The organism is Microbacterium sp. MYb66, assembly GCF_002979435.1.
Classification (GTDB): domain Bacteria; phylum Actinomycetota; class Actinomycetes; order Actinomycetales; family Microbacteriaceae; genus Microbacterium.
The window spans coordinates 50001-64867 of the sequence record NZ_PCOV01000002.1; the positions used below are offsets into that span (position 1 = coordinate 50001).

Consider the following 14867-nt stretch of genomic DNA (forward strand, 5'->3'; position numbering starts at 1 on the left):
GGCCCGCTCAGACCGGGCGCACCATGCACAGGAGCCGCTCGCGATCGTCCCAAGAGGACACGCGCTCGAAGCCGCGCGATCCGTAGAGGCGCACAGCACCTTCGCGCCACTCCCACACCGAGAGACGCACCGCGGAGGCACCGAGGTCTTCCGCATCGCGCAGAGCGGCGTCCAGCAGCGCAGACCCCACCCCTCGACCGCGGACCTCGGGCACGGCCCACAGGCGCTTGATCTCCGCCACGGCGCCCTGTGGGGACAGCACGACCACGCCGACGACGCGTCCGCCGAGCTGCGCCACACGCACGCGATGCCCGGCGTAGGCCGCAGCCGGGTCGTCGACCTCGCGGACGTAGCGCTCCGGGAGGGGCGCCGCGGCATCGGGCTCGGGGCCCGGCTCCTGCAGACTCTTCTCGAACTCGGTCTGCTGCAGATAGGCCCGCACTGCGGCACCCACCTCGAGCGCGTCGGGGCCCGCGAGGTCGGCCGTACGGATCAGCGGCCGCTCGCCCTCCGCACCCCGCTCGGCAGACACGGTCAGTCGCAGCCGCAGCCGCCGGACGGGGTCTTCACCATGAAGCACACGTCGCACACGCCGTAGTCGCGCTCCTCGACCGGCTTCGGCGCCTTCTCCGCACGGGGCGCGGAGACACGAGGAGTCGTCGCGCGCTTCGCGGCACGCGGCGGAACGAGCGGGATGAACTCGCTCGGGTGACTCACGTAGAAGTACGGCGCGCGTCCCTCGCTCGGCTGCAGACGCAGGGGAGCTGCACCGACGACGAGACGCTCATCCTCGGTGAAGCCGTTGGTGTAGGTGCGACCGATGTGCAGGGACGCACCCTCACCACGCCGGATCGCCTCGATGTAGCGACCGCGGTCGATGAACGAGCTGATTCCGATCGCCTCGACGATGGCCGTGATGAACGCATAGTTGGAGACATCGACGCGGTGCGCGCGCAATGCCTCGTTGAGGGAGCGGTATGGACGGGAGGTGCCTGCGGGGGTCGGCCCCTGTACTTCTTTCATCAGTTCCAGGATCGCACGCCGCAACCCCCTCTTTCGACCACACTTCACGTGCGAGACTGGCCGCATGGCACGCGCGACCATCATCGGATCCGGCCCCAACGGCCTCGCCGCCGGAGTGACACTCGCGCGTGCCGGCTACGAGGTGCGAGTGCTCGAGGCCGCCGACACGATCGGCGGCGGGTTGCGCACCCAGGAGGGGACGCTTCCCGGCTTCCGCCACGACGTGTGCTCCGCCGTGCATCCGGCGGCGGTCTCCTCGCCCTTCTTCCGCGCATTCCGGCTCGACGAGCGCATCGAGTGGATCCGCCCTGACATCTCCTTCGCCCATCCGCTCGACGGCGGTCGTGCAGTCGTCGCCTGGCGAAGTATCGAGCGCACCGCCGCAGCCCTGGGCCCCGACCGCGATGCCTGGCTGTCCCGCCTGCGCCCGCTCAGCACCCACATCGAAGGCGTGACGGACTTCACGGGCAACCAGCTTCTCCGGATCCCCGCGGACCCCGTCACCGCGGTGCGTTACGCCATCCGGATGCTCGACCAGGGCACACCTCTCGCCCGCACGTCGTTCCGGACCGAGGAGGCCGCCGCCCTGATGTCGGGCGTGGTCGCTCACGCGAACTCCCCGCAGCCGACCCTTGCCGGGGCGGCAGCGGGGCTCCTCCTCGCCGCTCTCGCGCACGCCGGAGGCTGGCCCTACCCGCGCGGCGGTTCGCAGACCATCGCCGATGCGCTGGTGGCCGACCTCGAGGCGCACGGCGGAACGGTCGAGACCGGCGCGCGCGTGAACGACCTGCGCACCCTCGACGCCGGCGACCCCTCCCGCGGGGACGTGCTCCTGCTGAACACCTCTCCGCGCCTCGCCCTCACCCATCCCGACGTGCCGGCCGGCTACGCCAGAGCGCTGCGCGGCTACCGCTACGGCGCCGCGGCCGCCAAGGTGGACTTCGCGCTCGACGGTCCCATCCCGTGGTCGAACCCGGAGGTGCGCAACGCCGTGACACTGCACCTCGGGGGCACCCGCGAGGAAGTGTGGGCGAGCGAGAACGCCGTGGCCGCCGGACGCGTGAGCGAACGCCCCTACGTGCTCGCCGTGCAGCCCTCCGCCTTCGACCCGACGCGCGCGCCGGAGGGCAGAGCCGTCTTGTGGGCATACATCCATGTGCCGAACGGCTCCGACCTCGACCCCACCGAACTCATCACGGCGCAGGTGGAGCGCTTCGCGCCCGGTTTCCGGGACCTGATCCTGGCACATCACGCGGTGCCCGCATCGTCGCGGGAGGCGATCAACCCCGGAGAGATCGGCGGCGACATCTCCGGCGGCGTGTTCGACATCCGGCAGGCGCTGCGGCGCCCGGTGGTGTCTCCCGCGCCGTGGCGCACGCCGATGCGCGGCGTGTACCTGGCGTCGGCGTCGACTCCCCCGGGCCCCGCGGTGAACGGGATGGCCGGATGGCACGCGGCGCGCACCGTGCTGCGCGACGCGGGGATGCCGGCCCGACTCGGCGACGTGTTCGACTGATCGCCCCCTTCCGTCACCGGTCACCCGCGGCCAGGATGGGACCATGCGCTACGAGATCCCCGCGCCGATGCTCGCCAAAGCGGTGCCCGCGGTGCCCGACCCCGCGAAGACCGAAGGCGGTCTCCTGTACGAACCGAAGTGGGACGGCTTCCGCGGCCTCATCGCCTGGGACGGTGAGACGGTGGAGATCGGCTCACGCGGCGCGAAACCCCTCACCCGGTACTTCCCCGAACTCGTCGAGGCGATCCCCGAGCTGCTGCCGGGACCGTGCCTGCTCGACGGCGAGATCGTGGTCGCCACCGGTCCGCACGGGTCGCAGCGGCTCGACTGGGAGGCCCTGAGCCAGCGCATCCACCCGGCCGCCTCGCGCGTGGCGAAGCTCGCCGTCGAGACACCGGCGATGTTCATCGCGTTCGACCTCCTGGCGTATGGCGAGGACGACCTGCTCACTCAGTCGTTCGAGACGCGGCGAGCGCGGCTCGAGACGCTCATGGAAGCCGTCGACCATCCGCTGCATCTCACCCGCACGACGCGTGATCGCGATGCGGCTGTGCGCTGGCTCGCCGAGTTCGAGGGCGCGGGGCTCGACGGCGTCGTCGCCAAGCCTCTCGATCAGCCGTATGCACCGGGCAGACGCACGCTGTTCAAGATCAAGCACGCCCGTACCGCCGATGTCGTCGCCCTCGGTTACCGCATCCACAAGTCCGGCTCGGGCGTCGGCTCGCTCCTGGTCGGGCTGTACGACGACGACGGAGTGCTGCGTCAGGTCGGCGGAGTGGCCGCGTGGAGCGATGTCCGTCGACAGGAACTCGTCGAAGAGCTCGCTCCCCTGGTGGAACGAGATGAATCCGGCGACGCGGTCACGGCGGAGGGAGAACGATCGCGGTTCAGCGGATCGAAGGACGTCTCGTTCGTGCGACTGCGGCCCGAGCGTGTGCTGGAGGTGCGTTACGACCAGCTCGAGGGTGCGCGCTTCCGGCACACCGTGCAGTTCGAGCGCTGGCGCCCTGACCGCGACGCGCGCTCATGCACCTACGAGCAGCTGGACACGGTCGCGGGCTACGACCTCGCCGATGTCCTGAGCTGAGCACGGTCAGTCCTTCTCGGCCGGGGTACCGTCTTCGTCCCAGTTCGCCGCGACCTTCTTGCTGGGCTGCACACGGGGAGGCTCGCCCGGCATCTTCGGGAACTCCGGCGGGAATGGAAGCTCACCGAGCCCGTTCTCCTCGTCGCGCTCCCACCACTCCAGCAGCGTGTCGATGCGGCCGGGAGACGCCTGCATGTCCGCCCACGGATCACCGACCTCGTCCAGACGCTGCGGGATGCTGCGCACGGTGAAGCTCCGCGGGTCCAGCCCGTCGAGCTCCTCCCACTGCACCGGCGTCGAGACCGTCGCGCCTGGCAGGGCGCGCGGGCTGTAGGCGCCGGCCATCGTGCGGTCGCGGTTGGCCTGGTTGAAGTCGACGAAGATCCGCTCCCCGCGCTCCTCCTTCCACCAGTTCGTCGTCACCTGCTCCGGCATCCGCCTCTCCAGCTCCCGTCCCGCGGCGATCACGGCGTGCCGGACATCCAGGAACTCGTGGGTCGGCTCGATGGGCGCGAAGATGTGCAGACCGCGGTTGCCGCTCGTCTTGGCGAAGGCTTCGAGGCCCGCCTCGCGCAGCACCTCACGCAGCGTGTGAGCGGCGGTCACCGCGTCGGCGAAGTCGGTGCCCGGCTGCGGGTCGAGGTCGATGCGGAGCTCGATCGGGTTGTCGGGATCGGTGGCGAGCGATGCCCAGGGGTGGAACACGATCGTGTTCATCTGGACCGCCCAGACGATCGCACTCGCGCGGTTGAGCACGATCTGCGGATGCTGACGCCCGCTGTTGTAGGTCACCGTGACGGCGTCGACGAAGTCGGGCGTCCCCTTGGGCGGGTTCTTCGAGAAGAAGCCTTCGGCCCTGGCGCCGCCCGCGGGGCCGATGCCGTCGCGGAAACGCTCGAGCGACACCGGGCGATTGCCGTTCGCGGCGAGGAAGGGCACGGCGACGATCTGCGCGTACTCGGCCAGTTCGGCCTTCGTGATGCCGAGGTCCGGCCACACCACGCGGTTCGGGCTCGAGAGCGCGACCTCGCGCTCACCATCCGAGTCGGCGACGGTCAGGGTCACGCGTTCTGAGGCCATGCTCCGACCCTAGAGCGCCACCCGGACAGACGGAACCCCGCACGCCTCGCAGCGCGCAGGTCGGGGTCAGGTCACTCGTCGAGGTCGACCGCGAGCACGAGGACCGGCGTGAGCGCGTCGCGTTCGACCACGATCGAAGGACCGGCCGAATCGACGATCACGCCGGCCATCTCGGAGTGGCTCGTGAGGACCTTCGCCAGCTGAGACGGCTCGAACGGCAGCGGTCGGTCTCCGCGACCGAGTGCGATGACCTCGAGCGGGTGGGAGAACAGCTGCAGGAACCGGCGGCCGTCGGCGGTCTGCGCCTCGGCGATGCCGACCTGTCCGGTGCCGGACCCGTCGTTCACCGCGACCCACATCCGCTTCGAGGCGAGCGCCTCCCCGACCTTGACAGCGGAATCCTGCTCGCGGGGTGCGGCCAGGATCGTCTTGACCGTCATGTCGACATCAGCCTGATCGAGCGTCTTCTGCAGCAGCTCCGTCGGGAAGACCACACGGTGCGGCGCCGAGGCGTTGTCGACGATGAGACCGGCGAACTCACCGGAGACGACCTGCTGCAGCACCGAGGTGACGGGCTGCGCGACGGCCGAGGTCGCGGCGGGGTCGGCCTCGAGCTGCACGGAATCGCGCACCGCACGCGCCGAGCTGAACGCGAGCATGAACTGACGGTCTTCGCTGTCACGGACGACAGCGACCGAGAGCGGCTTGCCCTCGCTGATCTGCGCGCGAGCGTCGCCGTTCACGCGGATGTAGAGGTGGCCCTGGAGCGCCTGGCGCATCACCCCGAGGAGCTGATCGTTGGTCGCGCCCGCTTCGATCTCGGTGAGTGCCTCGCGCAGCAGGACGTTGTCCTTCATCCCTGCGACGGTCTCGGTCTGCTCCGGCGGCAGGGCGGAGGCGAGAGGCAGGCGCCGCTCCTGGGGAGCCGCGGGCGGGGCCGGCTGAGCCGACGGGGACGCCTGAGCGGGTCGTGGAGCGGGTGTCGCGGTCTCGGGCTCGGGAAGTGCCACTTCCGGCCCTGCCTCCGCGCCGACGCCGCGGAACGCCTGCACCGAGATCCCGATCGCCGGGGCTTCCGCGGGCGCGTCCGCAGCCGCTTCGGTCGCGGAGACGTCGGTCTCGGAGACATCCGGTTCGACAGCATCGGTGGTGGTCGCGACGGCATCGTCGACGGACTTCTTACGGCGAGAGAAGAGGGCCATATCAGTCAGCCTAACCCGCCTCGGCGACGACGTTTCGCCGCGAAGGATGCTCGCGCAGGAGCTAGATCTTCTCGATCGGCGCGACCTTGATGAGGAGCTTCTTCTGCCCCGCCGAGTCGAACCGCACGTGGGCGATGCGCTTCGCGCCTTCGCCGGTCACGGCATCCACCCGCCCCTCGCCGAAGTCGACGTGACGGATGCGGTCGCCCGCGGTGAGTTCGAGGTCTCCGTTGTCGCGCATCTTCGCCGTGACGCGGTTGGGGAACTTGTCCATCGCGGTCGACAGCGGCTTCAGAGAGTCGCGCCCGGGGAGCGACTTGACCGCGAACCGGTCACCGGAGCCGGAGCCGCCGAACCCGCCCTGTCGGCGCGCGTTCAGAGCCCTCGACTGCATGCCGCCGCGCGAGTTCACGTCGCCGGGCGACTGTCGCCAGTCGATCAGGCCCGCCGGGATCTCCTGCAGGAAGCGACTGGGCATCGCGACGGTCACCTCGCCGAACTGCGCCCTCGTCATCGCGAGGGACAGGTGCAGACGCTTTCGCGCGCGCGTGATGCCGACGTAGAAGAGCCGACGCTCTTCCTGGGGTCCGCCCGGCTCGCCGGCCGAGATGCGGTGCGGGATGAGGTCTTCCTCGACGCCGGTGACGAACACGGCGTCGTACTCGAGGCCCTTCGCCGTGTGCATGGTCATGAGCGACACCGAGCCGGACTCGTCGTCGAGGTCGTCGGCGTCGGACACCAGGGCGACCTCGGTGAGGAAGTCGACGATCGTGCCCTCCGGGTTGTTGCGGGCGAAGTCGCGGGCGACGGCCACGAACTCGTCGAGGTTCTCGACGCGCGCCTCGTCCTGCGGATCGCGGCTCGCGCGCAGCGCGTCGAGGTAGCCGCTCTTGCCGAGCAGCACGCCCAGACCGTCGGCCACGCTCGTGGGAGGCGGCACCTCGCCGGTGGCGGGAGTCAGGATCGCGGCAGCCTCGGCGAGCACGGCGTCGAGCTGTCCGATCGCGGCCTGGATCTTCGGGCCGACGCCGAGCTGCCCCGGCATCGACAGCGCGTCGCGGAAGCTGATGCCATGCTCTTCGGCGAAACGGGCGATGGCCGTCTCGGTCACATCTCCGATGCCGCGCCGCGGCTTGTTCAGGATGCGTCGCACCGACATCTCGTCGGCCGGGTTCGCGACCGCCACCAGGTAGGCCAGCGCGTCCTTGATCTCGGCGCGGTCGTAGAACTTCGTGCCGCCCATGATCTTGTAGGGCACGGCCGAGCGGATGAAGATCTCCTCCAGCGCACGGGACTGGGAGTTCGTGCGGTAGAACACGGCCATCTCGGAGTACGGCATGCCGGCGCGGTGCAGCGCCTCGACCTCGTCGGCGACGAACTGCGCCTCGTCGTGCTGCGAGTAGCCCGTGAAGCCGATGATCGGGTCGCCGTCGCCCTTGTCGCTCCAGAGCTTCTTGTCCTTGCGGTCGAAGTTGTTGCCGATGACGGCGTTCGCGGCGGACAGGATGTTCTGCGTCGAACGATAGTTCTGCTCGAGCAGCACCACGCGCGCGCCGGGGAAATCGCGCTCGAACTCGCTGATGTTGCGGATGTCCGCGCCGCGGAAGGCGTAGATCGACTGGTCGGAGTCTCCGACCACGGTGAGCGAGGCACCGGGCTCCCCCGCATCCGCCGTGGGAGCGGGGTCGGGCTCGAAGATCATCATGCCGTTCGAGGCATACGGATCGGGGGCAGAGCCCGCAGCACCCGACACGGGGCGGGTCAGCTCATGGATCAGCGAGTACTGCGCGTGGTTCGTGTCCTGGTACTCGTCGACCAGGATGTGCCGGAACCGGCGGCGGTAGGTGTCGGCGACCTGCGGGAACGCTCGGAACAGGTACACGGTCTGTCCGATGAGGTCGTCGAAGTCGAAGGCGTTGGCCTTCTGCAGCTGCCGCTGATAGTCGGCGAAGACCTCGACGAAGACCCGCTCTGCCGGATCGCTCATGTTGGCCTGACGCGCATAGGACTCGGCATCGGAGAGCTCGTTCTTGAGCTTGGAGATGCGCGACTGCACGGCTGCCGGGGTGAGCCCGTAGGCGTCGGCCTCGTGCTCCTTGACCAGGCGCTTCAGCAGCGCACGCGAGTCGCCGGAGTCGTAGATGGTGAACGACTTCGTGTAGCCGAACTGCTGGGCCTCGCGGCGCAGGATGCGGACGCAGGCGGAGTGGAACGTCGAGATCCACATGCCGCGCGCGGCGTCGCCGATCAGCCCCTCGACGCGCTCGCGCATCTCGCCGGCCGCCTTGTTCGTGAAGGTGATCGCGAGGATCTGACTCGGCCAGGCCTCGCGCCCGCGCAGGAGGGAGGCGATACGGCGCGTGAGCACGCTGGTCTTGCCCGATCCCGCGCCCGCGACGATGAGCAGCGCCGGGCCGCGGTAGGTGACGGCCTCGAGCTGCTGCGGGTTCAGGCCGGCGAGGAGATCGTCCTGTCCTTCCGCCCCGGAGGAGCGGGGGCCGACGGATCCGGGGACGATGAGAGGAGCTTCGGTCATGGCCTTATGAGTCTAGGCGGCGGCACCGACACCGCGGCACGGGATGCTGCGTGAGGGAGGGGTGCGCGACCGCTCGCGCACCCCTCCCCGCTCAGGCGGTGCGCGTGCGGCGCCGCACGGCCACGGCGCCCGCGGCCAGCAGCATCAGCGCCAGCGCGATCGCGGCCACCGGCAGCTCGGCGCCGGTCGCGGCGAGCCCGCCCGCGCCGTCTGCGGCGGCGATGCGGATGTCCGCCCAGCCGAGGAGTGCACCGCTGTCGTCGAACACCGCGATGCGGTGCACTCCGAGCGGGGCGTCCGTGGGGATCGTCACGGCGATGGCCCCGGCGGCGTCGAGCGTGCCGGTTGCGATCCTTGACGGGTCGGAGTACATCCAGACCCCGACACCCTCGCCGGCCGCGTCCGCTCCGACCGTGACGGTCACCTTCTGCCCGCGGGTCGCGATGGACGGGTCGACGGTCAGACCGTTGCGGTTGCCGTCGACGAGGTCCGTGCCGGGCAGCGGCGGGTTTCCGCCGCCCGGGTTCTCGCCTCCCGGATTCTCGCCGTCGACACCCGGGAGGGTGCCGGTGCGCAGCGCCTCCGAGGCGAATCCGTCGGCGAACCACCACACCGGCCGCTCGCCGTCGACCGACAGCGAGGCCGGCGCGGTCGCGAAGCCCTCGTTGTTGATGTCGGGCATGCCCGCCGGACGCGCGTAGTGGGCGATGCCCGGCTGCACCGTGCCGTTCAGCGTGATCTCCGCGGAACGCCCCTGGCAGCCGTCGTCGCACACGGCCCACAGGGTGTTCCGCACGCCGTCGTAGTCGAGCGCCATGACGCCGGTGAGACCGGGAGCGATCTCCGACACGAGGGTGGCCGAGCCGTCGCCGCCGAGGGCGAAGGCGTACACGTGGCCGTCGTCCTCGACCGCGACCAGGAACAGCCCGCCGCCGTGACCGGCGTAGTCCGTCGGGTCGTACGCGGCGCCCGTGTTGTCGTCGAAGAGCTTCCCGGCGAGCGCGGCATCCGGCACCCACTGCACGGCCTCCATACCGAGGTTTGCACCGACGGCGGGCAGCAGCGCGGTGAGGTCCCATTCCTGCTGGGCGACCAGATCCCCGTTCGAGGCGTCCGGGTCGACCTTCAGGACGACGTTCTGGTTCACGCCCTTGGCGCCGTTGTCGCGCTCCGAGGCGACGTAGACGAACCCGTCCCCGTCGACCGTGATGCCCTCGGTGTCGGGGCCGGCCGCGCCCGGAGCCGCGGCATCCTTCTGGAAGCGGACGCGCTTGCCCGCATCCCAGCCGTCGACCTTCTCGACCGAGCCGTCGGCGTGCGCCTCGAGCTTCCAGATGCGGCCCTCGCCGTTGTCCACGGCCCAGAGGAACGCGCCGTTCTCGGTCTCCTGCACATCCAGGCCCGAGCTGTCCTCGAGGAAGGTCGGGACGTCGTCGAGCACGCGGACCTCCGCCGACCCCGGCCACGGAGAGACCGCGACCTCGCCGGCGCAGACGTTCGCGGTGCCCTTCGTGGACTCGGCCGTGACGGCGAAGGCGCCCGTCGTGTCGGGGCAGCGCCCCCAGGTGACGGCCGCGTGGCCTTCGCCCCAGGTCGTCTCGTCTATGAGCAGGTCGCCGTCGAACAGTCGCACCGCGTCGCCGCCGCCCAGGCCGAAGCCGAGCTGCGCCCGCTCGATCACCAGGTGCTCCCCCGCGCCGATGCTGGTGCCGGTCGGGATCGAGTACGCGTGGGTGTCGTCGTCGTCCTTCACCACGATGCCCGAGACGTCGAGGGCGGCATCGGTCGGGTTCACGAGCTCCACCCAGTCGTCCGGCGAGCCGCCGTCGGATTCGACCTCGTTGATCCGCACCGGGTTGCCGCACGCGTTGCGCAGACCCTTGGTCGAGACCGCGATGTCGACGAAGTCGCCGGTGGCATCGGCGCAGCGGGCGAGGACTCCTGCGGCGTGCGCGGCGTACACGTGCTCGTCGACGGTGTTGCCGTTCGCATCGCGGATCGTCACGGTGTCGCCGTTGCCGAGACCGAAGATGAAGTTCGCCGGCTGGTCGAAGACGAAGTAGGCGCCCGGGGGCAGCATCGTGCCGGCCGGCAGCGGAGTGGTCTCGGCCGCGTGACCTGCCGGGTCGCTGTCCATCACGGTCCAGCCGGAGAGGTCGACCGCCGTGCTGCCGGTGTTCACGACCTCGACCCAGTCGGTGGTGTCGCCGTTGGACTCGATCTCGTTGATGACGACGTCGGGCATCACGCACGAGTTCGCGGCATCCGGGGTCGGGTGCGCCAGCACGAACGCGCCGACGCCGTCGGGGCAGCGCGCCAGCGTGGCTGCGGCGAAGTCGCCGTCGATCGCGGCGTGCCCCTGCCACGGGAGTGTGTCGTCGATCTGGACTCCGGCGGCGTCGAAGAGTCGGATGCGGTCGGCGCTCCCGATGCCGATCGGCTCGCGGAACGCGGCCTCGACACCAGCGACGAGGCCGACCGTGCTCTCCGTGACGACGAGGAACCCGCCGGCGGCGATCTGCGTCCCGGCCAGGAACTGCCAGCGGTGGTCATCGGAGTTGTCGCGGATCTCATAGCCCGAGATGTCGAGCGCCTCGGTACCGGGGTTGTGGAACTCGACCCAGTCGGCGGGCTGCGAGTCGACCTCGTTGATCACGATGGATCCCGCGACGGGTGCGACCGAGCAGTCGTTGGCCGCGCCCGGGGTCGCTGCCGTCGCGTGCGCCCAGTCGCCCGTGCCGTCGGGGCAGCGCGCCCAGACCGAGAGCGGCGCGGTGTTCTCGTACGCATAGGAGTCGATCTCGGTGCCGCTGGGGTCGAAGAGCACGACCTCGTCGCCCTTGCCCAGGCCGAAGTCGAAGTCGACGTCCTTCACGAGTACGACGAACCCCCCGGGCTCGAGCGTGGTTCCCTCCGGCGCTGCGCCGAAGCTGTCGCGCTTCTCGTCGGCGATGGTCCAGCCGGCGAGGTCCACCGGCTCGGTGCCGAAGTTGTAGAGCTCGACCTGATCGGCGAGGCCGGTGGTCGCGTCGTCGTAGACGATCTCGTTCAGCACGAGACTCGGGGCGGCCGGACCCGCCGGCGCGGCCGAGGCGTCCTCGGCGGGGTGGATGCCGGGATCGGCGCCGATCGCGGCGAGGGGTGCGGCGAGCAGGGCGGCGGCGCTCAGTGCGCACACCGCCGCGACCGCTGCTGCGGACTGCAGGCGGGACATGGAGGACTCCTGGGTGGCTCGGTCGGAGGGTCGCCCCTCCCGGGGGACTCAGTCGGGTACCAGCCCAGACCAGCGACCCCGCATGGCCACCGGGAATCCCCCCGGTGCACGGCAGATGAACGGGAGTTGGCCGTTGCGCGTTCCGGCCGCACCTCCCGTCGGCTGCAACAACTCGGAACGACAGAAGGTGCGACCGGAGCATCCCGGCGAACGACGTCAGGCGATGCGGGTGCCCGGAGGCAGGCGACGGGCGGGCGTCCGCGTTCGCGCCCACGCCCCGGCGAACAGCGATCCGGCGATGACGACCTGCACCCCGAGTCCGACGAACCAACTGGGCACCGACGATTCCATGACCTCTTCCGGCGTACGGTAGCCGCCGTTCGGGTCGCACTCGTCCCAGCGCTGCTCGAGCGGCGACTGCTGCGCGCTGCGGACGCCGAGCTTGACCTGGCCGAACAGGTCGACCGGATATCCGTCGGGCGAGAACTCCGTGGGCGTCGCATCCGCGAGCACGACGAACGGGTTGGCCGACAGCGCCCACCAGACCAGGTCGAACCGCGGCACCTCGTAGGTGGTCGTCACGTCCCAGCGCTCGCAGTCGGGGGCGCCGTTCGCGTCGTACGGCCGCGAATAGCTGGTTGCCTCGCTGCGCACGGCCATGCCGCCGAGCCCGAACGCGATGAGCGTGCCGAACACGAAGGCGGCGACCACGAGATACGTCGCCGCGACCGAGAACAGCGGGCGGGCGATGAGGCCGCTCAGCCCGACGCCGATCGCCGCGACCACGATGATCACGGCCGCGAGCACCAGCAGCGAGACGAGCAGCACCAGCGGATTCGCTCCCCCGCCCAGCAACGACAGGGCGAGGAACGGCACCGCGACGAGGAGGAAGGCGCCGCCGGTCGCGACGGCTGCGACGAGCTTGCCGAGCATGATGTCGCCGGTGGACGCGGCGGTCACCTGGATCGCGGCGAGGGTCGCGGCATCCCGGTCGCCGTTGATCGCGTTCCCGCTGAGCGTCGGCGACACCAGGACCACGAGCAGCAGCACGACGTTGACGACGATCGAGTAGACGCCGGCGCCGACGAAATCGCCCCAGGAGTACACGGCGAACGCGAGCCCGGTCACCCCGAGCAGGATGAGGGCGAAGACGCCGAGCAGGACGTACCAGCCCACGCTCCGCAGCCGCTGGGTCAGTTCGAGTCGGGCGATGATCCCGATGTTCGCGAGGCTCATGCTCCCGCCTCCGTTCCGGTGGGCGCCGAAGGCGCCGAAGGCGCCGGGGGCGCGGGTGGGGGTGACGCCGGGGAGAGCGGTGCGTGCGAGAGGTTCAGGAACGTGTGCTCCAGGTCGCTCTGCGCGGGAGCGAACTCCGAGATCGGGAGCCCCGCCTCGACGAGCCGTCGCAGGGCATGCGCCGCGGAATCCTCCCCCGTGAAGCCGACGAGTACGGCGCCGCGGTCGTCGGCGAGGGCTTCGGGGGCGAGTCCGAGATTGGAGGCGACCTGCCACGTATCGGCGCTCATCCGCTCCGGGGTCGCACCTGCCAGACGGATCCGCCAGGGGCGCACCGCGGCCTGCGCAGGAGCCGCGTCGACGACCGCGCCTGCGACGAGGAAGACCGCGTCGTCGACGACCTCCTCCAACTCCGACAGGATGTGGCTCGAGATCAGCACGGTGCGCCCTTCGGCGGCGAGGCGACGCAGCAGCAGCCGGAGCTGCACGCGTGCCTCCGGATCCAGCCCGGACGCCGGTTCGTCGAGGAGCAGCACCTGCGGGTCGTGCACGAGGGCGCGGGCGAGTCCGAGCTTCTGCTTCTGCCCGCGGGAGAGCACCTTCGCCGGAGAGTCGGCGAGTTCGGCGAGCCCGACGAGCTCGAGCAGCTGCTGTGCCCGGGAGGCGGCATCCGGCTTCTCGATGCCGTAGAGACGAGCGGTCGTGACGATCGTCTCCCGCGCCGTGAGAGAGGGCCAGGCACCGAGCGCATCCGGCATCCAGCCCAGCAGACGTCGCGCGGCGAGCGGATCGACGGCGGGGTCGACTCCTCCGATGCGGATCGTCCCGGTGTCCGGCGCGAGCAAGGAGGCGAGCATCAGGAGCAGGGTGGTCTTGCCCGCACCGTTCGGTCCGACGAGGCCGGTCACTCGACCGGGCTCCGCACGGAGGGTCGCCGCCCGCACGGCCTGAACCGTCCCGAATGCTCTACTGACGTCTTGCACCACGATTCCGGTCATGCGGTCAGTCTGGCATCGCGGGCCGGTCGCGTCCGGGAGCTCGGGGCGGATGCTCAGGCAGCGCGTCGCGCGGGTGACACAATCTCCCCATGCGCACGATCCTCAACATCATCTGGGTCATCCTGGCCGGATGGGCCCTGTTCCTCGGGTACGTCCTGGCCGGCATCCTGCTGTGCATCCCGATCATCACGATCCCGTGGGCGATCGCTTCGTTCCGCATCGCCGCATACGCCATCTGGCCGTTCGGCCGAGAAGTCATCGCCAAGCCGACCGCCGGCGTGGGTTCGTTCCTCGGCAACGTGCTGTGGGTCGTCCTCGCCGGATGGTGGCTCGCGATCGGCCACATCGTCTCGGGCGTCCTGCTGTGCATCACGATCATCGGCATCCCGATGGGCATCGCCGATTTCAAGATGGTCCCGATCTCGCTCATGCCCCTCGGCAAGGAGATCGTCTCGACGCGCAGGGGCGCGTTCGACCGCACCCTCTGACTCGCAGCCCGCCTACACTGAGGCGATGGATGTCGCTCGCCTGATCGCCTGGGATCAGGAGCTCCGCTCGGCCCACTCCCGTCTGCGCGCCGCCCTCGCCGCGACTCACGAGGCGCTCTCCGAGGGCGAAGACGCTCCGCAGGCCACGTCCGAGCTCGTGCTCTACTGCATCGGCTTCTGCACGGCGCTGGACGGCCACCACGGAGCCGAAGACCGCATGCTCTTCCCGGCGCTGCGCGAGGAGCACCCCGAGCTCGGCGGGATCATCGACAAGCTCATGCAGGACCACTCGATGCTCGCGCACCTGCTCGCTTCGCTGCGGACCGCAGCTGAGAGGGGCGACGATGCCGCATCGATCGGCCGGCACCTCGACGGGATCGCCGCGATCATGGAGTCGCACTTCCGCTTCGAGGAGCGCGAGATCCTCGAACCGCTTCGCGCGATCGTGGTCGACGGCGACGTGAAGAGCGTTCTCGGACCGCTCTGA

The 14867-nt window shown here is 70.4% G+C and carries 12 protein-coding genes; 4 read left to right on the forward strand and 8 right to left on the reverse strand.

The features are described 5' to 3' along the window. Positions 1 to 7: 7 nt before the first annotated feature. Together CQ045_RS04035 and CQ045_RS04040 are read right to left on the reverse strand one after the other, a co-directional pair. On the reverse strand, positions 8 to 532 hold the full coding sequence (locus CQ045_RS04035) for an N-acetyltransferase (protein WP_181156437.1): 525 nt from the start codon (positions 530 to 532) through the stop codon (positions 8 to 10). Positions 533 to 534: 2 nt separating this feature from the next. Next, a complete protein-coding gene (locus CQ045_RS04040; protein ID WP_146115180.1) occupies positions 535 to 1023 on the reverse strand; it encodes a hypothetical protein in 489 nt (162 codons plus the stop codon). Between the two features lie 64 nt (positions 1024 to 1087). Between CQ045_RS04040 and CQ045_RS04045 the strand changes: the two genes are divergently transcribed. Further along, on the forward strand, positions 1088 to 2539 hold the full coding sequence (locus CQ045_RS04045) for an NAD(P)/FAD-dependent oxidoreductase (RefSeq protein WP_105721419.1): 1452 nt from the start codon (positions 1088 to 1090) through the stop codon (positions 2537 to 2539). Positions 2540 to 2582: 43 nt separating this feature from the next. After that, positions 2583 to 3626, forward strand: a complete 1044-nt coding sequence (locus CQ045_RS04050) for an ATP-dependent DNA ligase (protein WP_105721420.1) — start codon at positions 2583 to 2585, stop codon at positions 3624 to 3626. A gap of 6 nt (positions 3627 to 3632) precedes the next feature. Here the strand turns inward: CQ045_RS04050 and ligD are convergent, their stop codons facing one another. From ligD to CQ045_RS04080, 6 genes are all read right to left on the reverse strand, one after another. Next, positions 3633 to 4706, reverse strand: a complete 1074-nt coding sequence (gene ligD / locus CQ045_RS04055; protein WP_105721421.1) for a non-homologous end-joining DNA ligase — start codon at positions 4704 to 4706, stop codon at positions 3633 to 3635. A gap of 71 nt (positions 4707 to 4777) precedes the next feature. Further along, positions 4778 to 5908 carry an SseB family protein gene (locus CQ045_RS04060; RefSeq protein ID WP_105721422.1) on the reverse strand — a complete coding sequence of 377 codons (1131 nt, stop codon included), beginning with the start codon at positions 5906 to 5908 and terminating at the stop codon, positions 4778 to 4780. 61 nt (positions 5909 to 5969) lie between these two features. Beyond that, the gene (locus CQ045_RS04065; RefSeq protein WP_105721423.1) at positions 5970 to 8444 is read right to left on the reverse strand and encodes an ATP-dependent helicase; all 2475 of its coding nucleotides are present in this window, start codon (positions 8442 to 8444) and stop codon (positions 5970 to 5972) included. 91 nt (positions 8445 to 8535) lie between these two features. Beyond that, entirely contained in the window at positions 8536 to 11658 is a 3123-nt protein-coding gene (locus tag CQ045_RS04070) for a lamin tail domain-containing protein (protein ID WP_105721424.1), read from the reverse strand. Between the two features lie 216 nt (positions 11659 to 11874). Then, complete coding sequence (locus CQ045_RS04075) at positions 11875 to 12894, reverse strand: ABC transporter permease (RefSeq protein WP_105721425.1); 1020 nt, start codon at positions 12892 to 12894, stop codon at positions 11875 to 11877. Then, entirely contained in the window at positions 12891 to 13892 is a 1002-nt protein-coding gene (locus CQ045_RS04080; protein WP_105721426.1) for an ABC transporter ATP-binding protein, read from the reverse strand. The genes CQ045_RS04075 and CQ045_RS04080 overlap by 4 nt, the downstream gene beginning before the upstream one ends. A gap of 89 nt (positions 13893 to 13981) precedes the next feature. On the opposite strand from CQ045_RS04080, the gene CQ045_RS04085 reads away from it, so the two are divergent. Both CQ045_RS04085 and CQ045_RS04090 read left to right on the forward strand, forming a co-directional pair. After that, positions 13982 to 14380: a YccF domain-containing protein gene (locus tag CQ045_RS04085; protein WP_105721427.1), complete on the forward strand. Its 399-nt coding sequence runs from the start codon at positions 13982 to 13984 to the stop codon at positions 14378 to 14380. A gap of 25 nt (positions 14381 to 14405) precedes the next feature. Beyond that, entirely contained in the window at positions 14406 to 14867 is a 462-nt protein-coding gene (locus CQ045_RS04090; protein ID WP_105721428.1) for a hemerythrin domain-containing protein, read from the forward strand.

What these genes read in the sequence shown, in the direction of transcription:
- ligD (WP_105721421.1), bottom strand. Translation starts at nt 4,706, where the DNA reads ATGGCCTCAGAACGCGTGACCCTGACCGTCGCCGACTCGGATGGTGAG.
- CQ045_RS04070 (WP_105721424.1), bottom strand. Translation starts at nt 11,658, where the DNA reads ATGTCCCGCCTGCAGTCCGCAGCAGCGGTCGCGGCGGTGTGCGCACTG.
- CQ045_RS04050 (WP_105721420.1), top strand. Translation starts at nt 2,583, where the DNA reads ATGCGCTACGAGATCCCCGCGCCGATGCTCGCCAAAGCGGTGCCCGCG.
- CQ045_RS04085 (WP_105721427.1), top strand. Translation starts at nt 13,982, where the DNA reads ATGCGCACGATCCTCAACATCATCTGGGTCATCCTGGCCGGATGGGCC.
- CQ045_RS04045 (WP_105721419.1), top strand. Translation starts at nt 1,088, where the DNA reads ATGGCACGCGCGACCATCATCGGATCCGGCCCCAACGGCCTCGCCGCC.
- CQ045_RS04090 (WP_105721428.1), top strand. Translation starts at nt 14,406, where the DNA reads ATGGATGTCGCTCGCCTGATCGCCTGGGATCAGGAGCTCCGCTCGGCC.
- CQ045_RS04060 (WP_105721422.1), bottom strand. Translation starts at nt 5,908, where the DNA reads ATGGCCCTCTTCTCTCGCCGTAAGAAGTCCGTCGACGATGCCGTCGCG.
- CQ045_RS04075 (WP_105721425.1), bottom strand. Translation starts at nt 12,894, where the DNA reads ATGAGCCTCGCGAACATCGGGATCATCGCCCGACTCGAACTGACCCAG.
- CQ045_RS04065 (WP_105721423.1), bottom strand. Translation starts at nt 8,444, where the DNA reads ATGACCGAAGCTCCTCTCATCGTCCCCGGATCCGTCGGCCCCCGCTCC.
- CQ045_RS04040 (WP_146115180.1), bottom strand. Translation starts at nt 1,023, where the DNA reads ATGAAAGAAGTACAGGGGCCGACCCCCGCAGGCACCTCCCGTCCATAC.
- CQ045_RS04080 (WP_105721426.1), bottom strand. Translation starts at nt 13,892, where the DNA reads ATGACCGGAATCGTGGTGCAAGACGTCAGTAGAGCATTCGGGACGGTT.